This window comes from Vibrio sp. 10N.286.55.E10 (genome assembly GCF_002872555.1).
Taxonomy (GTDB): Bacteria; Pseudomonadota; Gammaproteobacteria; order Enterobacterales; family Vibrionaceae; genus Vibrio; species Vibrio crassostreae.
Map to the genome: position 1 here is coordinate 26,948 of NZ_MCSD01000009.1, position 19,254 is coordinate 46,201.

17 protein-coding genes are annotated in these 19,254 nt (G+C 44.2%); 4 read left to right on the forward strand and 13 right to left on the reverse strand.

Annotation, left to right across the window (positions count from 1 at the left end):
- Nucleotides 1–12 precede the first annotated feature (12 nt).
- Nucleotides 13–1,683 carry a sensor histidine kinase gene (locus tag BCV39_RS07090; RefSeq protein WP_102432237.1) on the forward strand — a complete coding sequence of 557 codons (1,671 nt, stop codon included), beginning with the start codon at nucleotides 13–15 and terminating at the stop codon, nucleotides 1,681–1,683.
- 103 nt (nucleotides 1,684–1,786) lie between these two features.
- Nucleotides 1,787–2,518, forward strand: coding sequence for a two-component system response regulator BtsR (gene btsR, locus BCV39_RS07095; protein WP_055319044.1), 732 nt, complete (start codon nucleotides 1,787–1,789; stop codon nucleotides 2,516–2,518).
- 132 nt (nucleotides 2,519–2,650) lie between these two features.
- On the opposite strand, the gene ispH is transcribed toward btsR, so the two are convergent.
- From ispH to murJ, 6 genes are all read right to left on the reverse strand, one after another.
- Nucleotides 2,651–3,607, reverse strand: a complete 957-nt coding sequence (gene ispH / locus BCV39_RS07100) for a 4-hydroxy-3-methylbut-2-enyl diphosphate reductase (RefSeq protein ID WP_102394042.1) — start codon at nucleotides 3,605–3,607, stop codon at nucleotides 2,651–2,653.
- 136 nt (nucleotides 3,608–3,743) lie between these two features.
- A complete protein-coding gene (gene fkpB, locus BCV39_RS07105; RefSeq protein WP_017062866.1) occupies nucleotides 3,744–4,175 on the reverse strand; it encodes an FKBP-type peptidyl-prolyl cis-trans isomerase in 432 nt (143 codons plus the stop codon).
- Between the two features lie 149 nt (nucleotides 4,176–4,324).
- Entirely contained in the window at nucleotides 4,325–4,825 is a 501-nt protein-coding gene (gene lspA, locus BCV39_RS07110) for a signal peptidase II (RefSeq protein ID WP_102394038.1), read from the reverse strand.
- Between the two features lie 157 nt (nucleotides 4,826–4,982).
- A complete protein-coding gene (gene ileS, locus BCV39_RS07115) occupies nucleotides 4,983–7,841 on the reverse strand; it encodes an isoleucine--tRNA ligase (RefSeq protein ID WP_102394039.1) in 2,859 nt (952 codons plus the stop codon).
- A 63-nt stretch (nucleotides 7,842–7,904) separates the two neighbouring features.
- Nucleotides 7,905–8,840, reverse strand: coding sequence for a bifunctional riboflavin kinase/FAD synthetase (gene ribF / locus BCV39_RS07120; protein ID WP_102394040.1), 936 nt, complete (start codon nucleotides 8,838–8,840; stop codon nucleotides 7,905–7,907).
- Nucleotides 8,841–8,910: 70 nt separating this feature from the next.
- On the reverse strand, nucleotides 8,911–10,473 hold the full coding sequence (gene murJ, locus BCV39_RS07125; protein ID WP_032501129.1) for a murein biosynthesis integral membrane protein MurJ: 1,563 nt from the start codon (nucleotides 10,471–10,473) through the stop codon (nucleotides 8,911–8,913).
- A gap of 251 nt (nucleotides 10,474–10,724) precedes the next feature.
- Here murJ and rpsT point away from each other — a divergent pair, with 251 nt between their 5' ends.
- Nucleotides 10,725–10,985: a 30S ribosomal protein S20 gene (gene rpsT / locus BCV39_RS07130; RefSeq protein ID WP_012603273.1), complete on the forward strand. Its 261-nt coding sequence runs from the start codon at nucleotides 10,725–10,727 to the stop codon at nucleotides 10,983–10,985.
- A gap of 284 nt (nucleotides 10,986–11,269) precedes the next feature.
- On the opposite strand, the gene BCV39_RS07135 is transcribed toward rpsT, so the two are convergent.
- Together BCV39_RS07135 and nhaR are read right to left on the reverse strand one after the other, a co-directional pair.
- Nucleotides 11,270–11,563: a metalloregulator ArsR/SmtB family transcription factor gene (locus BCV39_RS07135; protein WP_004735028.1), complete on the reverse strand. Its 294-nt coding sequence runs from the start codon at nucleotides 11,561–11,563 to the stop codon at nucleotides 11,270–11,272.
- 100 nt (nucleotides 11,564–11,663) lie between these two features.
- Complete coding sequence (gene nhaR, locus BCV39_RS07140) at nucleotides 11,664–12,554, reverse strand: transcriptional activator NhaR (RefSeq protein WP_048658065.1); 891 nt, start codon at nucleotides 12,552–12,554, stop codon at nucleotides 11,664–11,666.
- A 390-nt stretch (nucleotides 12,555–12,944) separates the two neighbouring features.
- On the opposite strand from nhaR, the gene BCV39_RS07145 reads away from it, so the two are divergent.
- Complete coding sequence (locus BCV39_RS07145) at nucleotides 12,945–14,090, forward strand: Na/Pi symporter (RefSeq protein WP_048662115.1); 1,146 nt, start codon at nucleotides 12,945–12,947, stop codon at nucleotides 14,088–14,090.
- 421 nt (nucleotides 14,091–14,511) lie between these two features.
- Here the strand turns inward: BCV39_RS07145 and BCV39_RS07150 are convergent, their stop codons facing one another.
- The 5 genes from BCV39_RS07150 to BCV39_RS07170 form a co-directional block, all read right to left on the reverse strand.
- Entirely contained in the window at nucleotides 14,512–14,988 is a 477-nt protein-coding gene (locus BCV39_RS07150; RefSeq protein WP_102432239.1) for a hypothetical protein, read from the reverse strand.
- A gap of 215 nt (nucleotides 14,989–15,203) precedes the next feature.
- Nucleotides 15,204–16,592, reverse strand: coding sequence for a winged helix-turn-helix domain-containing protein (locus BCV39_RS07155; RefSeq protein WP_102432240.1), 1,389 nt, complete (start codon nucleotides 16,590–16,592; stop codon nucleotides 15,204–15,206).
- Nucleotides 16,593–16,716: 124 nt separating this feature from the next.
- Nucleotides 16,717–17,568: a thymidylate synthase gene (locus BCV39_RS07160; RefSeq protein WP_017056122.1), complete on the reverse strand. Its 852-nt coding sequence runs from the start codon at nucleotides 17,566–17,568 to the stop codon at nucleotides 16,717–16,719.
- A 9-nt stretch (nucleotides 17,569–17,577) separates the two neighbouring features.
- Nucleotides 17,578–18,399 (reverse strand): prolipoprotein diacylglyceryl transferase, encoded by an 822-nt coding sequence (gene lgt, locus BCV39_RS07165; RefSeq protein ID WP_017059338.1) that lies wholly within the window; start codon nucleotides 18,397–18,399, stop codon nucleotides 17,578–17,580.
- Nucleotides 18,400–18,456: 57 nt separating this feature from the next.
- Nucleotides 18,457–19,248, reverse strand: coding sequence for a sulfite exporter TauE/SafE family protein (locus BCV39_RS07170; RefSeq protein WP_048662681.1), 792 nt, complete (start codon nucleotides 19,246–19,248; stop codon nucleotides 18,457–18,459).
- Nucleotides 19,249–19,254: the final 6 nt, after the last annotated feature.

Here is a 19,254-nt window from a genome sequence, read left to right on the forward strand (position 1 = left end):
ATAGGTGAAAATATGGAACTCATTCTCTCTCTTCTGCAACAAACTTGTGTCTACTTAGTGATTGCTTACATGCTAAGTAAAACCCCGCTGATTCTCCCTCTGTTAAGCATCTCTTCACGCTTAAGTCATAAAGTCAGCTGTTATGTTCTGTTTTCCCTGTTCTGCATTATGGGCACCTATTTCGGACTGCAGATTAATGACGCGATAGCCAACACTCGTGCAATGGGGGCGGTAATGGGAGGCCTGTTTGGCGGCCCTGTCGTTGGCTTTGCCGTAGGCTTTACCGGCGGGATTCATCGCTACTCATTAGGTGGCTTTACTGACTTAGCTTGTGCGATTTCAACCACTGCAGAGGGCCTGATTGGTGGCTTGCTGCATGTATACTTAGTCCGAAAGAACAAAGCCAGCCAGTTGTTTAACCCGATGGTGGTGTTCTCTGTGACGCTATTTGCAGAGATCATTCAGATGTTAATTCTGCTCGCAGTCGCTAAACCGTTTGAGCAGTCCTACGCTCTAGTTTCTGATATTGCCGCGCCAATGATCATTGCTAACTCAGTGGGCGCTGCACTGTTCATGAGCATCATCCAAGACAGAAAAACCATCTTCGAGAAATACTCCGCAACCTTCTCGCGCCGCGCACTTACTATTGCCGAGCGTTCGGTAGGTATTTTGCATGGCGGGTTTAATTCAGATAACGCGCAAAAAATCGTACGTATCGTTTACGAAGAGACCAATGTTGGGGCGGTAGCGATCACCGACCGAGAAAAAATCCTCGCGTTCGTTGGCATTGGCGATGAACACCATATTCCAAATACCCCTATTTCATCGCAAAGCACGCTCACTTCGATGGAACAGAACGACATCATCTACCTTGATGGCAAAGAGAACCCATACCAATGTTCTCTTTCGCAAGATTGTAAGTTAGGTTCTGCGCTGATTATCCCACTGCGTGCCGGTAACGAAGTCGTCGGTACCATCAAACTGTATGAGCCTAAGCTAAAGCTATTTTCAACCATCAACATGTCGATGGCTGAAGGTATTGCTCAACTATTGTCGAGTCAGATCCTGTTCAGCAACTATCAGCAACAACAAACCCTGCTTACCCAAGCTGAAATCAAACTACTGCACGCTCAAGTGAACCCACACTTCTTGTTTAATGCGCTTAATACGATTAGCGCCGTTACTCGCCGTGACCCTGATAAAGCGCGAGAGCTTATTCAGCACCTATCTCACTTCTTTAGAAGCAACCTTAAGCAGAACATCAACACTGTGAAACTCAAAGATGAGCTTGCACACGTCAATGCGTATCTCACCATTGAAAAGGCACGTTTTACCGACCGGTTAGAAGTGGAATGGGACATAGATCCACAGTTATACGAGTCACAACTACCAAGCTTTACCCTGCAACCATTGGTTGAGAACGCCATCAAGCATGGCATTTCGAACATGCTAGAAGGTGGCACAGTGAAGATCTATAGCGAGGCTTTCGAGAGTGGGTTCAAGTTAACCGTTGAAGACAACGCGGGTAATTATCAGAAGCCATCTCAAGATCATGTAGGATTAGGGATGGAGATTGTTGATAAACGACTCACTAATTTCTTTGGACAAGATTCAGCACTAAAAATAGAATCTCAACCACAGCAATTTACTCGAATGAGCTTTATCATACCTATACTAAAATAATGATGTTTTCATAGATGTTAGCTCCCCCAGTAGTAACATTTAGCAGACATTAAAAAGATAAGCGTGAATCAAGCAGGGATGGCACAAAAATGAAGATTGTAGGATGTTAAAAGCATTAGTTATCGATGATGAGCTTTTTGCTCGCGAAGAACTGATTGAACTTCTGACCGAAACCGGAGAAGTCGAAGTCATTGGTCAAGCGAGTAACGCAATTGAAGGACTTAAGCAGATCAACCTTCTCAAGCCTGATGTGGTGTATTTGGACATTCAAATGCCTCAGGTCACCGGTATTGAATTGTTGAGTATGCTTGACCCGGAAACCATGCCCTACGTGGTATTCGTCACCGCCTACGACCAATATGCTATTCAAGCCTTTGAAGATAATGCTTTTGATTACCTACTTAAGCCAGTCGAGCCTTGTCGATTAAACAAGAGCGTTTGTCGCCTGAATAAGGTCATCAAACAAAATCAGAAAGCGCCAGCACAAGACATCTCTGCGATTGCTCCCTGTCACTTAGAGCAGATTCCATGTATTGGTCATAACCGCATTGTGATCATGGCAAGCCAAACGGTCGAGTGCGCCTATTCCGATATCAGTGGGGTGCATGTACGTAGCTCATCGCAAACCGCGACTTCACAGTTAACGCTAAAGATCTTGGAAGAAAAAACCGATTTGATCCGCTGTCATCGCCAGTATTTGATCAACATAAAGTCGATCCAAGAGATCAAACTGTTAGAGAATGGATTAGCGGAGATCATTACCCTGACTGGCTTTGAAGTCCCTGTTAGCCGTCGTTACCTCAAGACTTTAAAAGAGCAGCTCGGTCTTCAGTAAACACATCTCGGACGGGACATACAGCACGATCAAAAAAGCCAACGCATCAACGTTGGCTTCCTACTGTTTACAAATCGATAGTATTTGCGAATCAACTGTTTGCGAATCGCTAGTGTCTCGAATCAATAGAGATTAATCTACTTGCTTGATCTGCAGCTCTTTAGGTACTTCGAAGAACATGTTCTCTTCGCGACCTTGAATCTCTTCAACGCCAGTCGCACCTAGTTCGCGGATACGATCTAAGATTTGGTTAACTAACTCTTCAGGAGCAGAAGCACCAGCCGTTACGCCGATTTTCTTCTTGCCTTCAACCCATTCAGTCTGAATATCTTCTGGGCAATCCGTTAGGTAGCCTGGTGTGCCTAGCTTCTCAGCTAGCTCTTTTAGGCGTGTAGAGTTCGATGAGTTCTTAGAACCAACCACTATCACCACATCAACGTCATTCGCCATCTCACGCACCGCGTCTTGACGGTTTTGAGTCGCATAACAGATGTCGTCTTTACGAGGGCCTTGAATCTCAGGGAATACACGACGTAACTCTTCAATTACATCTGCCGTTTCATCAACAGACAGCGTAGTTTGGCTCACGTAGTGTAAGTTACTTGGATCATTAACCACTAGTTTTTGTACGTCTTCTGGTCTTTCAACCAAGTACATACCACCTGTTTGACTCGCGTACTGACCCATAGTGCCTTCAACTTCCGGGTGACCCGCGTGACCGATCAGTACTACTTCCATATGTTTACGGCTCGCACGAGCAACCTCCATATGAACTTTAGTCACCAAAGGACAGGTTGCATCGAATACCGTTAGCTCGCGCTCCTTCGCTTCTTTACGAACCGCTTGAGAAACACCGTGAGCAGAGAAAATCACGATATTGTCGTCAGGCACTTCACTCAGTTCTTCGACAAAAATAGCACCACGTTGCTTGAGCCCCTCAACAACAAAGCGGTTGTGTACCACTTCATGGCGAACATAGATCGGTGGCTGATACATTTCAAGTGCGCGCTCTACGATGCTGATCGCACGATCGACACCGGCACAAAAGCCACGAGGGTTAGCTAACATTATTTTCATTTCATTGCTCATCATTTACCGCGGTACTAAGGTTGTTTCTATAGAGTTCGCCGTCAGCGAGGTTCGCATTCTACAGTGAAGCGTCTAGACAGTGAAGCTCTAGGTGACATCACCGCAGTAAGGCTATCTTATTCTAACGTTAAGAGAGTTATTCTACCGTTAAGATATTGACGTCAAACGTAACGTCTTGACCTGCGAGTGGGTGATTAAAATCAACCGTCACTGAATCACCTGCGATCTCAGTAATAATACCTGGAATTTCCATCCCATCAGGACCAGAGAATGCCATGATAGTACCCACTTCAACTTCAGAATCACCAACAAACTTAGCACGATCCATATAATGAATATGATCAGGGTTTGGCATACCAAACGCATCTTCCGCTTTCAGTTCGATAGACTTTTCAGTTCCAGCTTCAAGTCCAAGTAAGCACGCTTCAAAGTTCTCACTTAGGCTGCCATCGCCCATGACGAACTTTGCAGGTTTGCCCATATTTTCGGTGCTATCGGCAACTGAACCATCCTTCATTTTAATCGTAAAATGTAGAGTTACTGCTGAATCATTTTTAATTGCTGCCACGTTACTTTCCTTAGATTTCTTTATTATTTGAGGATGCATTGTGCTTTGCTTCCTTGTTGACTGAAGCATAAAAAAAAGCGCCGTCGGAATCAACCGACAGCGCTTAGGGCTATTCTATTCTGTGAGTCATAGACTGACTTTGAGGCAAGCTATTTGCTTTCGTCTTTCTTACGGAAACCATCTAGGATGATCATCGCAGCACCGATACAGATTCCCATATCGGCTAAGTTAAATGCGGGCCAATGGTAAGTGCCCCAGTAGAAGTCTAAGTAATCGACAACAAAGCCATGTACGACTCGGTCAAACACATTTCCTACTGCGCCACCAATGATGATCGCATAAGCAATGTTATTCCACTTCTCTGCAGCTGGTAGTTTGCTCATCCAGTACGTCAGCATACCTGTTACCGCAAATGCGATACCGGTAAATAACCAACGCTGCCAACCACTTTGATCACTCAAGAAGCTAAACGCTGCACCATAGTTATGCACGTACAAAAAGTTAAAGAATGGCAGAACCTCAATACGGTTTGCCCAGCCATAACCCATGTTATCCATAACAAAGAGTTTAATGCCGATATCGGCAAGGAAGACCACTAGGGCCAACCATAGCCAACGCACACCAGATTGTTTTAACGAAACTTCACTCATTTCTATTCCTAGTATTTACGAAGTTGGTATTCACTGTTACTCAATTTAAGTGACCTGATTACCGTACTTGTATAAACACATTTCCTATAATTAAAAATAACCCCAGTTGATACTGGGGCTATGATTTTTACAAAAAGTTCAGTCTTTCTCTGAGCTGTTATGCGAACTTACGCACTTCGCCTTCACCGTCGATGTTCGACACACAACGACCACAAACTTTCTCATGACCTTCAATAGTGCCTACATCTGGAGTGTGGTGCCAGCAACGGTCACACTTCTCAGCTTCAGTAGCTGCAACTTCAACGAATAGACCAGCAACGTCTGTCTCTTGAGCTGCATCAGACTTCTCGCTTAATGGCTTAACAACAGCTGCAGAAGTGATAAGTACGAAACGTAGCTCATCTTCTAGCTTGTTGATTTTCGCCGCTAGTGCGTCGTCAGCGTATAGAATCACTTCAGCTTGCAGTGCGCCACCGATCGTTTTCTCTTTACGAGCATCTTCAAGAAGCTTGTTCACAGCGCCACGAACCGTTTGGATTTCAGCCCAGAATTCGTTGCTTAGCTCTTCGCCTTCAGCTAGACCGAATAGGCCTTCGAACCATTCGCCAGTAAACACGAACTTGTCGCGCTCACCCGGCATCTCGTTCCAGATTTCATCTGCAGTGAACGACATGATAGGTGCCATCCAACGAACTAGAGCTTCTACGATGTAGTAAAGCGCAGTTTGACAGCTACGTTGAGCATGGCTGCCCTGCTTCGCTGTGTACTGACGGTCTTTAATTACGTCTAGGTAGAAAGAACCCATTTCGATAGAACAGAACTGCATTAGACGTTGAGTCACACCGTGAGTGTTGTACTCGCCGTATGCTTTAACAATCTCTTCTTGTGCAGCTTGAGCACGGCCAACAGCCCAGCGATCAAGTGCAACCATCTCTTCAGCAGGTACTAGGTCAGTTTCAGGGTTGAAACCATTCAAGTTCGCTAGGAAGAAACGCGCTGTGTTACGAATACGACGGTAAGCATCAGCTGAACGCTTCAGGATTTCATCAGAAACCGCAACTTCACCCGTGTAGTCTGTAGAAGCAACCCATAGACGCAGGATATCTGCACCTAGCTTGTTGGTTACATCTTTAGGTGCAACAACGTTACCGATAGATTTAGACATCTTACGGCCGTTACCGTCAACCACGAAACCGTGAGTTAGTACTTGCTTGTATGGTGCTTCGTCTTTCATCGCAATAGATGAAATTAAAGAAGACTGGAACCAGCCACGGTGTTGGTCTGAACCTTCAAGGTAAAGATCAGCACTGTGAGTACGCTCTTCGTTCGGGAAGTTGTACTCTTCACGAGAATCAACAACCGAGAAGTGCGTCACACCTGAGTCGAACCATACGTCTAGCGTATCCATTACTTTTTCGTACTTATCAGCGTCTTCTGCGCCCATAAGTTCAGCAGCGTCTACATCCCACCAAGCTTGAATACCTTTCTCTTCAACTAACTTCGCGACTTTTTCAATAAGCGCTGGGCTTTCTGGGTGAAGTTCTGCTGTTTCTTTATGAACGAACAGAGCAATTGGCACACCCCAAGTACGTTGACGAGAGATACACCACTCAGGGCGACCTTCAACCATACCTTCGATACGGCTTTGACCCCATTCAGGCAACCACTCAACACTCTTGATAGACTCTAGTGCTTTAGCACGTAGGCCAGCTTGATCCATAGAGATGAACCATTGTGGTGTTGCACGGAAGATGATTGGAGTTTTGTGTCTCCAACAGTGTGGGTAGCTGTGCTCGTAAGCGTGGTGATGCAGAAGTGCACCTTTATCTTTTAGAACTTCTAAAACAGAGTCGTTCGCTTTAAATACGTGCTGACCAGCAAATAGCTCAGTATCTGGCAGGTAAACGCCGTTTGAACCAACTGGGTTAGCGATTTCTAGGTTGTACTTCTTACCAACCACGAAATCCTCTTGACCGTGGCCAGGCGCAGTGTGAACCACACCAGTACCTGAATCCGTTGTTACGTGGTCGCCAAGAACAGCAGGAACAGTAAAATCGTAGAACGGGTGGTTGAACTGAGAAAGCTCAAGATCAGCACCTGTAGCAAAACCAAGGTTATGGAAATGCTCGATACCTGCACGGTCCATTACGTCTTTTGCTAGATCAGAAGCAACAACGATACGTTGAGCTGGTTGGTCGCCATTCGCTTCAACTTGGATAAGCACGTATTCAAGATCATCACGTAGACATACTGCGCGGTTCGCCGGCAGAGTCCATGGTGTTGTCGTCCAGATAACGATAGAAATTTCGCCTTGACCCGCATGACCTTCAGCTAGAGTAAATTTCTCTAGCAGCGCCGCTTCGTCAGCTGCTGTAAATTTCACATCGATAGATGGAGAAACTTTATCTTTATATTCAACTTCAGCTTCAGCCAGAGCAGAACCACAGTCAGTACACCAGTGAACTGGTTTGAAACCTTTAAGAAGGTGACCTTTGTCTGCGATTTTGCCTAGAGAACGAATGATGTTCGCTTCAGTGCCGAAATCCATAGTACGGTAAGGTTTGTCCCACTCGCCCATGATACCAAGACGTTTGAAGCTCTCTTTCTGACCTTCAACTTGGCCCGCAGCGTACTTACGACACTCTTCGCGGAATTCAGCAGCCGAAATCTTCTGACCAGGCTTACCTTTCTTCTTCTCAACCATTAGCTCGATTGGAAGACCGTGACAGTCCCAACCTGGGATGTACGGTGCATCAAAACCAGAAAGGGTCTTAGATTTGATAATAATGTCTTTAAGAATCTTATTCAGCGCGTGGCCAATGTGAATGTCGCCGTTCGCGTATGGAGGGCCATCATGCAGTACGAAAGATTTTTTACCTTTCTTTGCCTTACGGATTTCGCCGTAAAGATCTTCTTTGTACCAACGCTTCAGCATTTCTGGCTCACGATTTGCCAGATTACCGCGCATTGGGAACCCTGTTTCTGGTAAGTTCAGGGTATCTTTATAATCACTCATCGATTCTTAATTCCGTTATATTGGGCGAAGTTAGACATTATGTTAATCGGTGGAATCATCCGATTAATTCTTTAGCTGAAGCAGCCACACCCTTGCGGCTTCAGCATCCAATTCTATTTGATTCTTTAGTGCGTCGAACGATTCAAATTTTATCTCGTCGCGCAGTTTGTGCAAAAGTCGTACTTCTAACTGTTTACCATATAAATTGGCTTTAAAGTCAAAAAAGTGCACTTCTAATTGCTGCCTTACCCCATTAACTGTTGGTCGTTGTCCAATATTAGCAACGCCACCGACAGGAACACCGTCGATATCCAAAGCTTCAACAACATACACTCCCGATACAGGAGAAACACAACGCTTTAATGGAATATTAGCGGTAGGGAAACCGATAGTTCTCCCTAGTTTTCGACCATGAGAAACACGACCACTGATACTGTAGTCACGCCCTAGCATGGTAGCACTAGAAGCCAAGTCATTGGCCGCTAACGCATTTCGTATCTCAGTACTGCTTACTCGTAATTGGTTTAAGCAATAGCTCTGGGTGCTCACCACCTCAAAACCATACTTCTCGCCTGCCGCTTTGAGCATAGCGAAATTACCAGTACGACCCTTACCGAAGCAAAAATCGTCACCGACAACCAAGAATTTCACGCCAAGCTTATCAACCAAAAGGTCTTTAATGAACGCTTCAGCCGACAAGCTTGCAAAATACTGATTAAAATTCACACACAATAAACGACTGATATCTAGCTTACTCAGTTGCACGTATTTATCTCGTAAGCGAGTTAAACGTGCTGGTGCTTTACCTTTGGCAAACAACTCCATAGGTTGCGGCTCAAACGTCATGACAACAGAAGGGAGCCCTAATGCTGCAGCTTGTTTAGAAACCTGACTCAGAACCTCTTGATGCCCTAAATGAACACCATCGAAGTTACCTATGGTTAATACACAGCCATGATGCTGCGCTTTAATATTGTGTATACCTCGGATCAGTTCCATTGTGATCAGCTAAAACCTGTTATTAACATCATTTATTGTGTGAAACCGACGGATTATATACTAATCAGTATTAATCTGTCGCTGCTTTTAAATGTTTTACTCGGATACCTAAAACCAGTATCGACACAATATAAGCAAAGGCGCCAAGTGCGATCAACCCTGTTAGTGTCAACGCTCTTTGGTTAAAGCCCCAATCAAGCCACAATTGCATATTGTCTAGCTGCCATAAAATCACGCCAATCATTACCGTACCTGAGATCAATAATTTAAGGCTAAACAACAATGTAGTCTTGGTTAAACGATAAACACCCGCTAGATGCAAACCACGATAAAGCAGAGTCATGTTCACGAACGCAGACAACGCCGTTGCGATTGCCAAACCAACATAACCATAGAAATAAGCGAAGATTGCGTTGAACACCATGTTAGTCACCATCGCAATGATGCCGTACTTAACCGGTGTTTTGGTGTCTTGACGAGAGTAATAGCCGGGAGCCAATACTTTAATAAGCATGAAATTCAGCAAGCCTGAAGCGTACGCCACTAAAGACATTGAAGCCTGATTAACATCATGAGGAGAAAACTCACCACGCATAAACAGCACCATCAACATCGGTTTTGCTAACACAATAAGACCGAACATCGCAGGAATACCGAGCAGCAGTACCATGCGCACACCCCAATCCATGGTGTGAGCAAACCCTTCTCCTTCAGCATCAACGTGCTTACGAGATAAAGCAGGAAGAATAACCGTCGCAATGGCAATACCAAACAAACCGAGTGGAAATTCTAATAGTCGATCCGAGTAATACAGCCAACTGATCGAGCCCGTCGCTAGAAAACTGGCAATGAAAGTATCGAACAACAAGTTGATTTGACTTACTGACACACCAAACAAAGCAGGGATCATTAACGTGCGGATCTTAACCACGCCCGGATCTCTCCAACCCCACTTAGGCTTAACCAGTACTCCCGCTTTAATCAAGAAAGGCATTTGGAACAGGAATTGAACTAAGCCTCCAAGAAAAACGCCGATGGATAAACCAATTTCAGGTTGTTCTAAATTAGGAGCAAGAAACCAAGCACAAGCAATGATCATTACGTTCAAGAACACAGGCGTAAATGACGAAACCGCAAATTTGCCCATGGTATTAAGGATTGCACCTGATAAAGCGACAAACGTAATGAACCATAAATAAGGAAAAGTAATTTTCAGCATTAGGCTGGCGAGTTCAAACTTAGGCGCCGAGGGGCCGTCATTAAGCCAATCAATAAACCAACCCGCACCGAACATTGCGGTGATAACCCCAGAGCCTAATACCCCAAGCACCGTAACAATAGAAACCAACACCCCAAGAGTACCGGACACCTTTGCTATCAAGTCTCGAGTTTTATCTTTATCACCTGCGGCGTGATATTCCGTTAATACTGGTACAAAGGCTTGAGAAAAAGCACCTTCGGCAAACAGCCGACGTAAAAAATTAGGAATTTTATTGGCGAAGAAAAATACGTCTGCACTTGCTCCTGCCCCCATTAAGTTTGCTACTACGACATCACGTACTAGCCCCAAGACACGGGAAACAAAAGTCATTACACTGACAATCAGCCCTGACTTTAATAGTCGTTTACTCACAGAAACCTCTGACACTGGTTGATTACTTTCAAGCGAGGATAAATACTATCCTATCCTAAGAAGCATATTTATTAGCATTGGTCTAAAAATGCTGTTAGAATCCCCGCCATCTTAACCGCGATGACCTTTCCATACCAAAGTTTGTTTGGCTACGATTGGTTTTTGCACAAATCATTTGACAATTAAGCGCTAATGAGGGATAGTCCTCGCCCTTAAATTGTCACCGAACTAAGTTTTTGGGAGTTAGACCCTTGGCAAACAGTAAATCTGCTAAGAAGCGCGCTATCCAAGCTGAGAAACGTCGCCAGCACAATGCTAGCCGTCGTTCTATGATGCGCACTTACATGAAAAAAACTATTGCAGCTATTGAAGCTGGCAATAAAGAAGCTGCAACTGCTGCTCTTGTAGAAGTTACACCTCTTCTAGACCGTATGGCGACTAAAGGCCTTATTCATAAGAATAAAGCTGCACGTCATAAGTCTCGTTTCGCTGCTGCAATCAAAGCTCTTTAATAGAAATTTGATTACAACGCAAAACGAAAAAAACCGGCCTTGGCCGGTTTTTTTATATCTAAAATTTGAGAAATGCTATTATTTTCCGGTGATTATTTAACTGAAAAACCGCTAATTTGCTTACCGATAAATAGCTAAGCAGCTAAAAAACAACGAGAAAAAAACAGACAAGCAGATAGATAGGTCGGTAATATAGATAGGCACTCACGTTTGACGTGAAATACTGACACTTCCTTGTGTCGGTCTTATTCCTGATAAGAAATCCACCTCCCACCAGCAATAAGCTACTTGCAGTAAATACCATGCAGTAGGTTAATCATCGCTTTTACTTCTTCACTACTCAATGTGTAATACACAGTTTGAGCTTCTTTGCGAGTTTCGACCAAACCATCTCTTCTCAACCAAGCAAGATGTTGAGATAAAGCAGACTGACTCAGTTCCAACTTGCCACACAACTCCCCAACCGACAGCTCAGTACCATGTAATAGGCACAAGATCTGTAAGCGACGCTCGTTGGCCATGGCTTTGAGTAGAATCACAGCTTGTGCTGAGTTCTTCTCCATCTCTTTTAAGTTCATAGTTTGGCTCCCTACAACCTTTACGCCAACTACGGGCTATCAGTATTTCCGGCATATGGTGGAGTTATGATAATCGATATCAATTCATTAACAAACCGCCTCACTCGAACAATTTGCTAAAATCTGCGTCGCATACGTTTTTTACTGCTGGATGTTGGATCATCCTCTCAGCAAATATGACGTAGTACTCCTCTTTTAACTCTTCAATGCCACCTAATAATTGCAGTGATGTATCTTCCTCAACCTCAGACATATAAAGGGTTGGCGCTAAGAATATTGCGTCATCGTGGTAGCGAGCAAAAGCCTTCATCAATGCCGCATCATCAAACTCACCCAAAACATCAGGTTTAAGTCCTTGTCTATCAAACCACTGCAGCACTTTGCGCCCCATTGAGGTTCGACTACCAGGTATCAAAAGCTTTCTTTGTTCTAATACCGCGGGGAAGTTCACACCTTCAACCTTGCCGGAACTGAAAAAGCTCATTCCACTTTCGCCAAGCTTTTTACTAAACAGGCCAGGGCTTTGACTCGAATCCACCGGGCAATCAGACAAGATCATATCGAGCTTATGCTGAGAAAGTTGCTCAAGTAGCATTTCATGGGTCGATTCAAAGCAACGTAAATGAATGCTGTTATCTGGGGGAATCGTCGACATCAGTATCTTGCTTACGAGTCTTTTAGACAGTGCATCCGCAACACCAACATCAAACAGAATATTAGAGTGCTGGCTATAATTTACGATATCCAGCATCTCATAACTCAGGCCAAACATACGGTCAGCGTACTTAAAGACTAGCTGCCCAAGCTCTGTCGGCTCAACACTGCGACCATTACGCTTAGTTAACTTGCCATCCATACGCTCTTCTAACGCTTTTATCTGACCAGTTACTGTTTGTGGTGTTAGGAATAGAGCTTCTGCCGCTTTAGTAACAGAGCCTTGTTTGCAAACCATCCAAAAGTAATAAAGGTGGTTATAGTTGAGGTGCGACATAGATGTGCCGTAATAAAAGAGTAGATACCCTTTTATATCAAATATGACACTCCCACTCAACAAACTCGGAAAAACCAAACCTAACTAACCATTATCACCTGTTTTTACGAAGTGTCTGATTTCATAATGTAATATTTCAGCGATTATTTTCAATTTTTCTCTAACTTTTAAGATCTATATCACCCAAGTTGAAAATCACAAAAACACCAATTAAAACAAAAGGTTAAATTAACAACATTTACTGTCAAAATATTTAAACAGCAAATCATCACAAAAAAAACCAACCTAAACCAAAATGTAATATTACTGAAATATTTGTTCTCTAACATCACGCTCAGATTAAACAAACAGACCAAACACAGACTTAAACGGTCCAATGGAGAAAACATTATGAACCAAGCTACTACTGCAGCAGCGCCTATCTCGAGCACTACTCGTTGGCTACGCTGGGCTAACTTGGCATTCATGCTTTACCTACTATTACTTTCAGTTTCAATGGTTGGTACAGGCTTCAAATGGGCAACAGGCGAGCAAGCAAAGGTTCTTTTCGAATTTGCTTCACACCCAGTTGCAGGCTTAATGATTGGTTTAGTGGCAACAGCACTTATTCAATCATCAAGCACAGTTACTTCAATTATCGTTGGCCTTGTGGCAGGTGGTTTACCTGTTGAGCTAGCAATCCCAATGATCATGGGTGCTAACATTGGTACTACGGTAACCAATACGCTAGTTAGCCTTGGTCACGTTCGTTGTAAAGAAGAGTTCAAACGTGCATTCGCAAGTGCGACTATTCACGACTTCTTTAACCTATTAGCCGTTGCTATCTTCCTACCACTAGAGATGGCGTTTGGTATTCTAGAAAAGATTTCTCACTGGTTGGTATCACCAATGCTAGCAACAGGTGATATGAGCATGGGTGGTCTTAACTTCATCAAGCCAATCACTAAGCCAGTAGTTAGTGCTATTAAAGAGCCTCTATCAACATTTGGCGACACTGTTGGTGGCATCATGCTTATCGTTCTAGGTATTGCGACTATTTTCGTAGCTATCACGGTAATGGGTAAGCTAATGAAGAGCCTGATGGTTGGCCGTGCTCGTGAGATTCTAAAGAATGCAATTGGTCGTGGTCCTATCCACGGTATCGCTTCTGGCTCTATCGTTACTATCCTTGTTCAGTCTTCTTCTACGACAACAAGCTTGATGGTTCCACTAGTAGGCTCAGGTGTTCTTAAAGTACGTGACGTTTACCCATTCACTCTTGGTGCAAACATCGGTACATGTATTACGGCTCTACTTGCAGCTACAGCAGTATCTGGTGAGTTCGCAGTATTCGCACTACAAATTGCTCTAGTACACTTGGTGTTCAACATCATGGCAACGGTATTCATCTTCGGTATTCCGTTCCTACGTGAGCTACCAGTTAAAGCGGCAGACATGATTTCAGACATGGCTGTGAAGAACAAATCAGTAGTCGCTGGTTACCTTGTTGCGGTATTCCTTGTACTGCCTGGTACCGTGTTAGCTTTGACTGCTTAATAGCAAAACAAACATCGCTTATAGCAAAGCCCGCAACCTCCTAGGTTGCGGGCTTTTTCTTTTTAGGAACGGATGCAGGAAACAAAAAGAAGATGCGGGATTTGAGTAAGCGAGTAACGAAGACCAAAACCAGATACGAGATTCGTGTAAACGAGTAACGAAAAGCGACTATCTCTAATTATCTGCGTTTTAATATTTCATATCTAACTGACTCAAATCTAAACACGCTCTTCGCATCTCGAATCCCGTTTACTCGCATCTAAAAATCCGTCATTCCCTACAGCGAGGAACTAGCGGGATAGGGAATCTACGCAGCGCACAACACCCAGAGATTCCCAACTCCTTCCTTCGTCAGTCTAGGGAATGACAGGCGCTTTTGATCTTCGTATCCCGCACCTCGTTTACTCGCATCTAAAAAAGCTTACTTACCTTGCTCATTACGCAGGTACATAATGGCAACCATACCAAAGCCGATAAATTGCCATAGATACTGCCCGTCGCTTGCACCTGTGATGGTTTGAGTGAAAGCCATACAAGCAGTCACAAACAGAGAAGCAAAGGCGGCATAGAGCAACCACGGACGTTCTTTGCCAACCATGAACTCACCAGCAAGTACCGAACGAAGAACCAATAAAAACGGCACACATTGCAAAGCAATCAAAATTGGGAACATAAAATCGAACGTTGGACTCAATAAAGCATGACCGATTTGGCTCTTATCCCAAGTGCCGACAATATAGCCTTTCCAACCCACCCAAGTGTCTCCCGCATAAGCGGTATCGGGTGTAATGTAGCCAAGTAGCACGCCCATCACTTTATCGATAAAGCCATTTTTAAACCAAAAGACGAATAAGAAGATCTGAATTGGAATGATCTGAAAAGCAAACTTCTTCAACATGTGTGTACCCCCAATAATGAATGATTTGGTACCAGTATCTGGAAGTCGATGTTTTTACGCTTGATGCAAGGCAATCGAGCCTGAGTCCAAACAATAATCAAACATATTGAGAAGCCTGTTGGCACAAGAAAGTCTTGCGGATATACCGTTGCTATTGGCTCTCACGAAACACCTTCGCTTAAAAACGTATTTCGTGGTTTAGGAAAGGTTTTTTTTTATAAAGATTCAATAAGATCAAACAGTTGACCGTCATTCTCTTTTTTTACTTCGGTATAACGTTGATAGTTGTATTGCGAACCTTTTGGGTTGTCCGACAGCTTGTCAGCCACACTCAGTAGATAAAAGCTGATTGGGCTCGGCGTACTTTCGGCAGCATAGGATAGATAAGGGAACGCTTGATTAGCATGTTGATTGATTAACAAGGCTAGCCCCAAGGTAAGATTAGCGATGTCACAACGTGGGTTCATCTCGAAGGCTTGCTTTGCCAGTTGCAGTGCATGTTCGCGGTCTTCTTGTTCATGATTTTGTAAATAAGCCAAAGATTCCGAATACGACAGCAAGGCATTGACCAGATAATTATCTCGCCCTTGTTGTTGAATCGTATCCAACTGAAGTGCTATTTCCTCAATTGGCTGACCACCTTTTCCTTGGTAGAACAACGATATCCCCTCGGAGATAACACTCCAATCATCGTAGTTATCAATAGAGGTCACTCGATGACTTGCCACGCCGTATTCGGAGCTCATTGGAGCAATAATGGCTTTGACCTCGAGAATCACATCCCCAATTGCATCAAAGAAATTATCTTGGCTAAAGCGTTTTTCCACTTTCTGACTTTGATTCGGTTGGCGATTGTTTTGTACAAGCACGCTCAACACATAATCACTGTCCTTTTGTTTGAGCCAACCTTTGAGTTCAACACCATTGTTGGTCAGTGATTGCTTGCCCTGATGCGATAGCTGAGAAAAGTGGTAACCCGATAAGTTTTTTGCCGAATTCAGCCCGTAGAAAAGATAGTTATAAACGCTTTCTGACATCTCATAATCGTTCGCAGAATCGAGTGTTATGTCATGAATATAAACAGGAATTACATCACTTTGATGAGCAGAAATAACAGCAGTGTCATTAGCTGGGACATCGGTTTGCCATGCCCAAGCTGCTATTAAGCCAATAGAGAATACTGCGGTTGTAATCAGGGCGATGGTTTTCTTTTTCGACTTAGCAACAATAGGCTCAAGTTGAGAGGCGTCCTCAACGGGAGTTGGTTTAACGCTCGACTGAGTCACCTCAACATCGAACTGGTAACCTTGTTTAGGGATCGTCTGAATAATGCGATACGGACGTGACTTATCCTGAAGTTGACTGCGCAATAAACTGATGACTTGCCTAACCAGATTGTCAGACACTTGAGTTCTTTGCCACACATCAGAGGCTATCTGCTGAGTGCTAACCACTTGCCCGCGATTTTCGATGAAATAGCTGAGTAGCTTTGCTTGTAATGGCTCTAGATGAATCGCCTCATCATCAATCACCAACTGATTTTTATCAGGGTAGAAAGCAATAGGAAAGTCATGTTGCAACACGAAGCAATGCGAACGAGTCATAGCAGTTCTGTGGTTAGAAAAGACCCCACAAGATTATTGGTTTTATAAATAGTAAGCAAGCCAAGTATCACAAATAAAAAAGGCTGCACAATGGCAGCCTTTCAATCAAACAAAGCAGATTAGATTAAACCGAGAACGGGTACTTAATCGCTTCGTGGCATTCGTAACCTTCAACCCAGAAGTCATCCATCGTTACCCATGTTTCCAAATCTTCTAGAGACTTAATCTCAGGATTGATATGGAATGTTGGGCCAGCTAACGGCTCACGCTTTAGCTGAATGTCACGCATTGGCGCCAGCTGATCTTCGTAGATATGAGCATTCACAAGCTTGTGGTAAGCCACGCCAGCTTTCTTACCCGTGATTTGCGCCATAATAGCTAGGAAGACATACACTTGAACCATGTTGAAGTTCAGGCCTAAAGGCACGTCACAAGAACGTTGAGTACTGTTTAGGTACAGAGTGTCACCAAGTAGAGAGAAGTGATGGCTGTACATACACGGACGCAAACATCCCATGTGGAACTCACCTGGGTTATAGAAGTTTAAGATCTCACCACGGTCATCAATACCGTTCGTTAGATCATCAACAATCTTCTTCAGTTGGTCGATATGACCGCCATCAGGTTTTGCCCATGCACGTCCTTGAACGCCGTAAACACGGCCCATATCGTCTTCGCCCTTGCGGTAAGGGTTATTTAGCCATGCCTCGTTCAAGTTCGAATTCGCATCCCAAGTCTTAGTACCTAGTTTGCGGAAGTCTTCAGCATTATCGTAACCACGGATGTAGCCAAGCAGTTCAGCAACCGCGGCCTTCCAAAAGCTCTTACGCGTTGTTACTAGAGGGAACTGGTTATTACCAACATCATATTCCAGGTCAGCATTGATCACGGTTAGGCAGCGCTTGCCCGTGCGTTCATTTTCAATCCAAGTACCGTCATCAACGATACGCTGACAGAGATCTAAATACTGTTTCACACCAATTCCTTACTTCGTTTGTTGTGGTAATTCGTCTTTGTAGTGACCACGCTTGTATGCCCACACCATCATCAGCACACCGATGATAACCATTGGCAGTGACAAAATTTGTCCCATAGAGATAAATCCACCGAACAAACCTAGGTGAGCGTCAGGTTCACGTACGTATTCTACTAAGAAGCGGAATGTACCATATCCTGCTAGGAATAACCCTGATACAGAACCAAGAGGACGCGGCTTTTTGATAAACCAGTTCAAGATGAAGAACAGCACAATACCTTCAAGCGCCATCTCGTAAAGTTGAGATGGGTGACGAGGAAGTGGGCCACCGTTAGGGAACACAATAGCCCATGGCACATCAGTCACACGGCCCCAAAGCTCGCTGTTCATGAAGTTACCTAAGCGTCCCATGCCTAAACCAAATGGCACCAATGGTGCAATCATGTCTGCCACACCAAAGAAGGTTCGACCGTTCTTTTTGGCATACCAAAACATGGCAGTAATAACACCAAGCAAACCACCGTGGAAAGACATACCGCCAGTCCATACCTTAAATAGATAAAGAGGATCTGCTAGGAAAAGGTCAAAGTTGTAGAAAAGTACGTAGCCAATACGACCACCCAGCACCACACCTAGAAAGCCAGCAAACAGTAAGTCTGATACTTGCTCTCGAGTCCAACCGCTGCCCGGTTGATCAGCTCGACGATTTGCTAACCAAAGAGCAAACATAAAACCAACAAGGTACATTAAGCCGTACCAACGAACTGAGATTGGTCCTAGTTCAATAAGAACAGGATCGATATTTGGGAATTCGATAAAACCCTGAGACATACTTGGCTCTCTATCTAAATTGATTAACGGTTAGCTCAATGGCTAACAGAAAAGACACTACAGCAGCATTGTGGCTGCTATAAACATTAAAAATACCGCAAAGAATTTCTTCAGCACAGAGGTTGGCAATTGAGTGGCCAGTTTCGCCCCCACTCGAGTGGTCAAAACTGAGGTACAAGATATCGCGATCAAAGCCGGCAGATAAACGTAACCTAAGCTATACGCAGGAAGATCATCAACAGAAGATCCATGCCAAATGAAACCGAGCATTCCCGAAATCGCGATAACACAACCGCATACCGAAGATGAGCCCACAGCTTTGCGCATTTCCACACCATGATGGTTAAGGAAAGGCACCGATAAAGACCCACCGCCAATGCCCGCCAAGCTTGATACCAAACCAATACCGCCACCACACAATACGGTTTTAGCTGAACCCGGCATCGACTTTTGGCTCTTAGAGCGAATCGACAACAGCATTTGCAACGCCAATACCAAAACAATCACACCAAAGACTTTTGGTAAGTATTGAGCTGGAATGACATCGGCCACGAAAGAACCGAGGAAGCCGCCTATAACGACACCCGGCATCAACCACTTAACGACAAATATCTCTACGTTACCTAATTTTAAATGGTTAATCGCAGACGATCCCGACGTAACAATGATGGTTGATAGCGAAGTAGCCAATGCCATTTGCATCGCAAACTCTTGGGGGATACCCGCTTTAGGAAGCAAAAACAGTAAGGCAGGAACCACCAGCAAACCACCACCAATGCCTAGCAAGCCTGCTAAAACACCAACAATAGCACCAAGGCCTGCTAACAAGCCTATTAGTTCATATGACACGTTAAA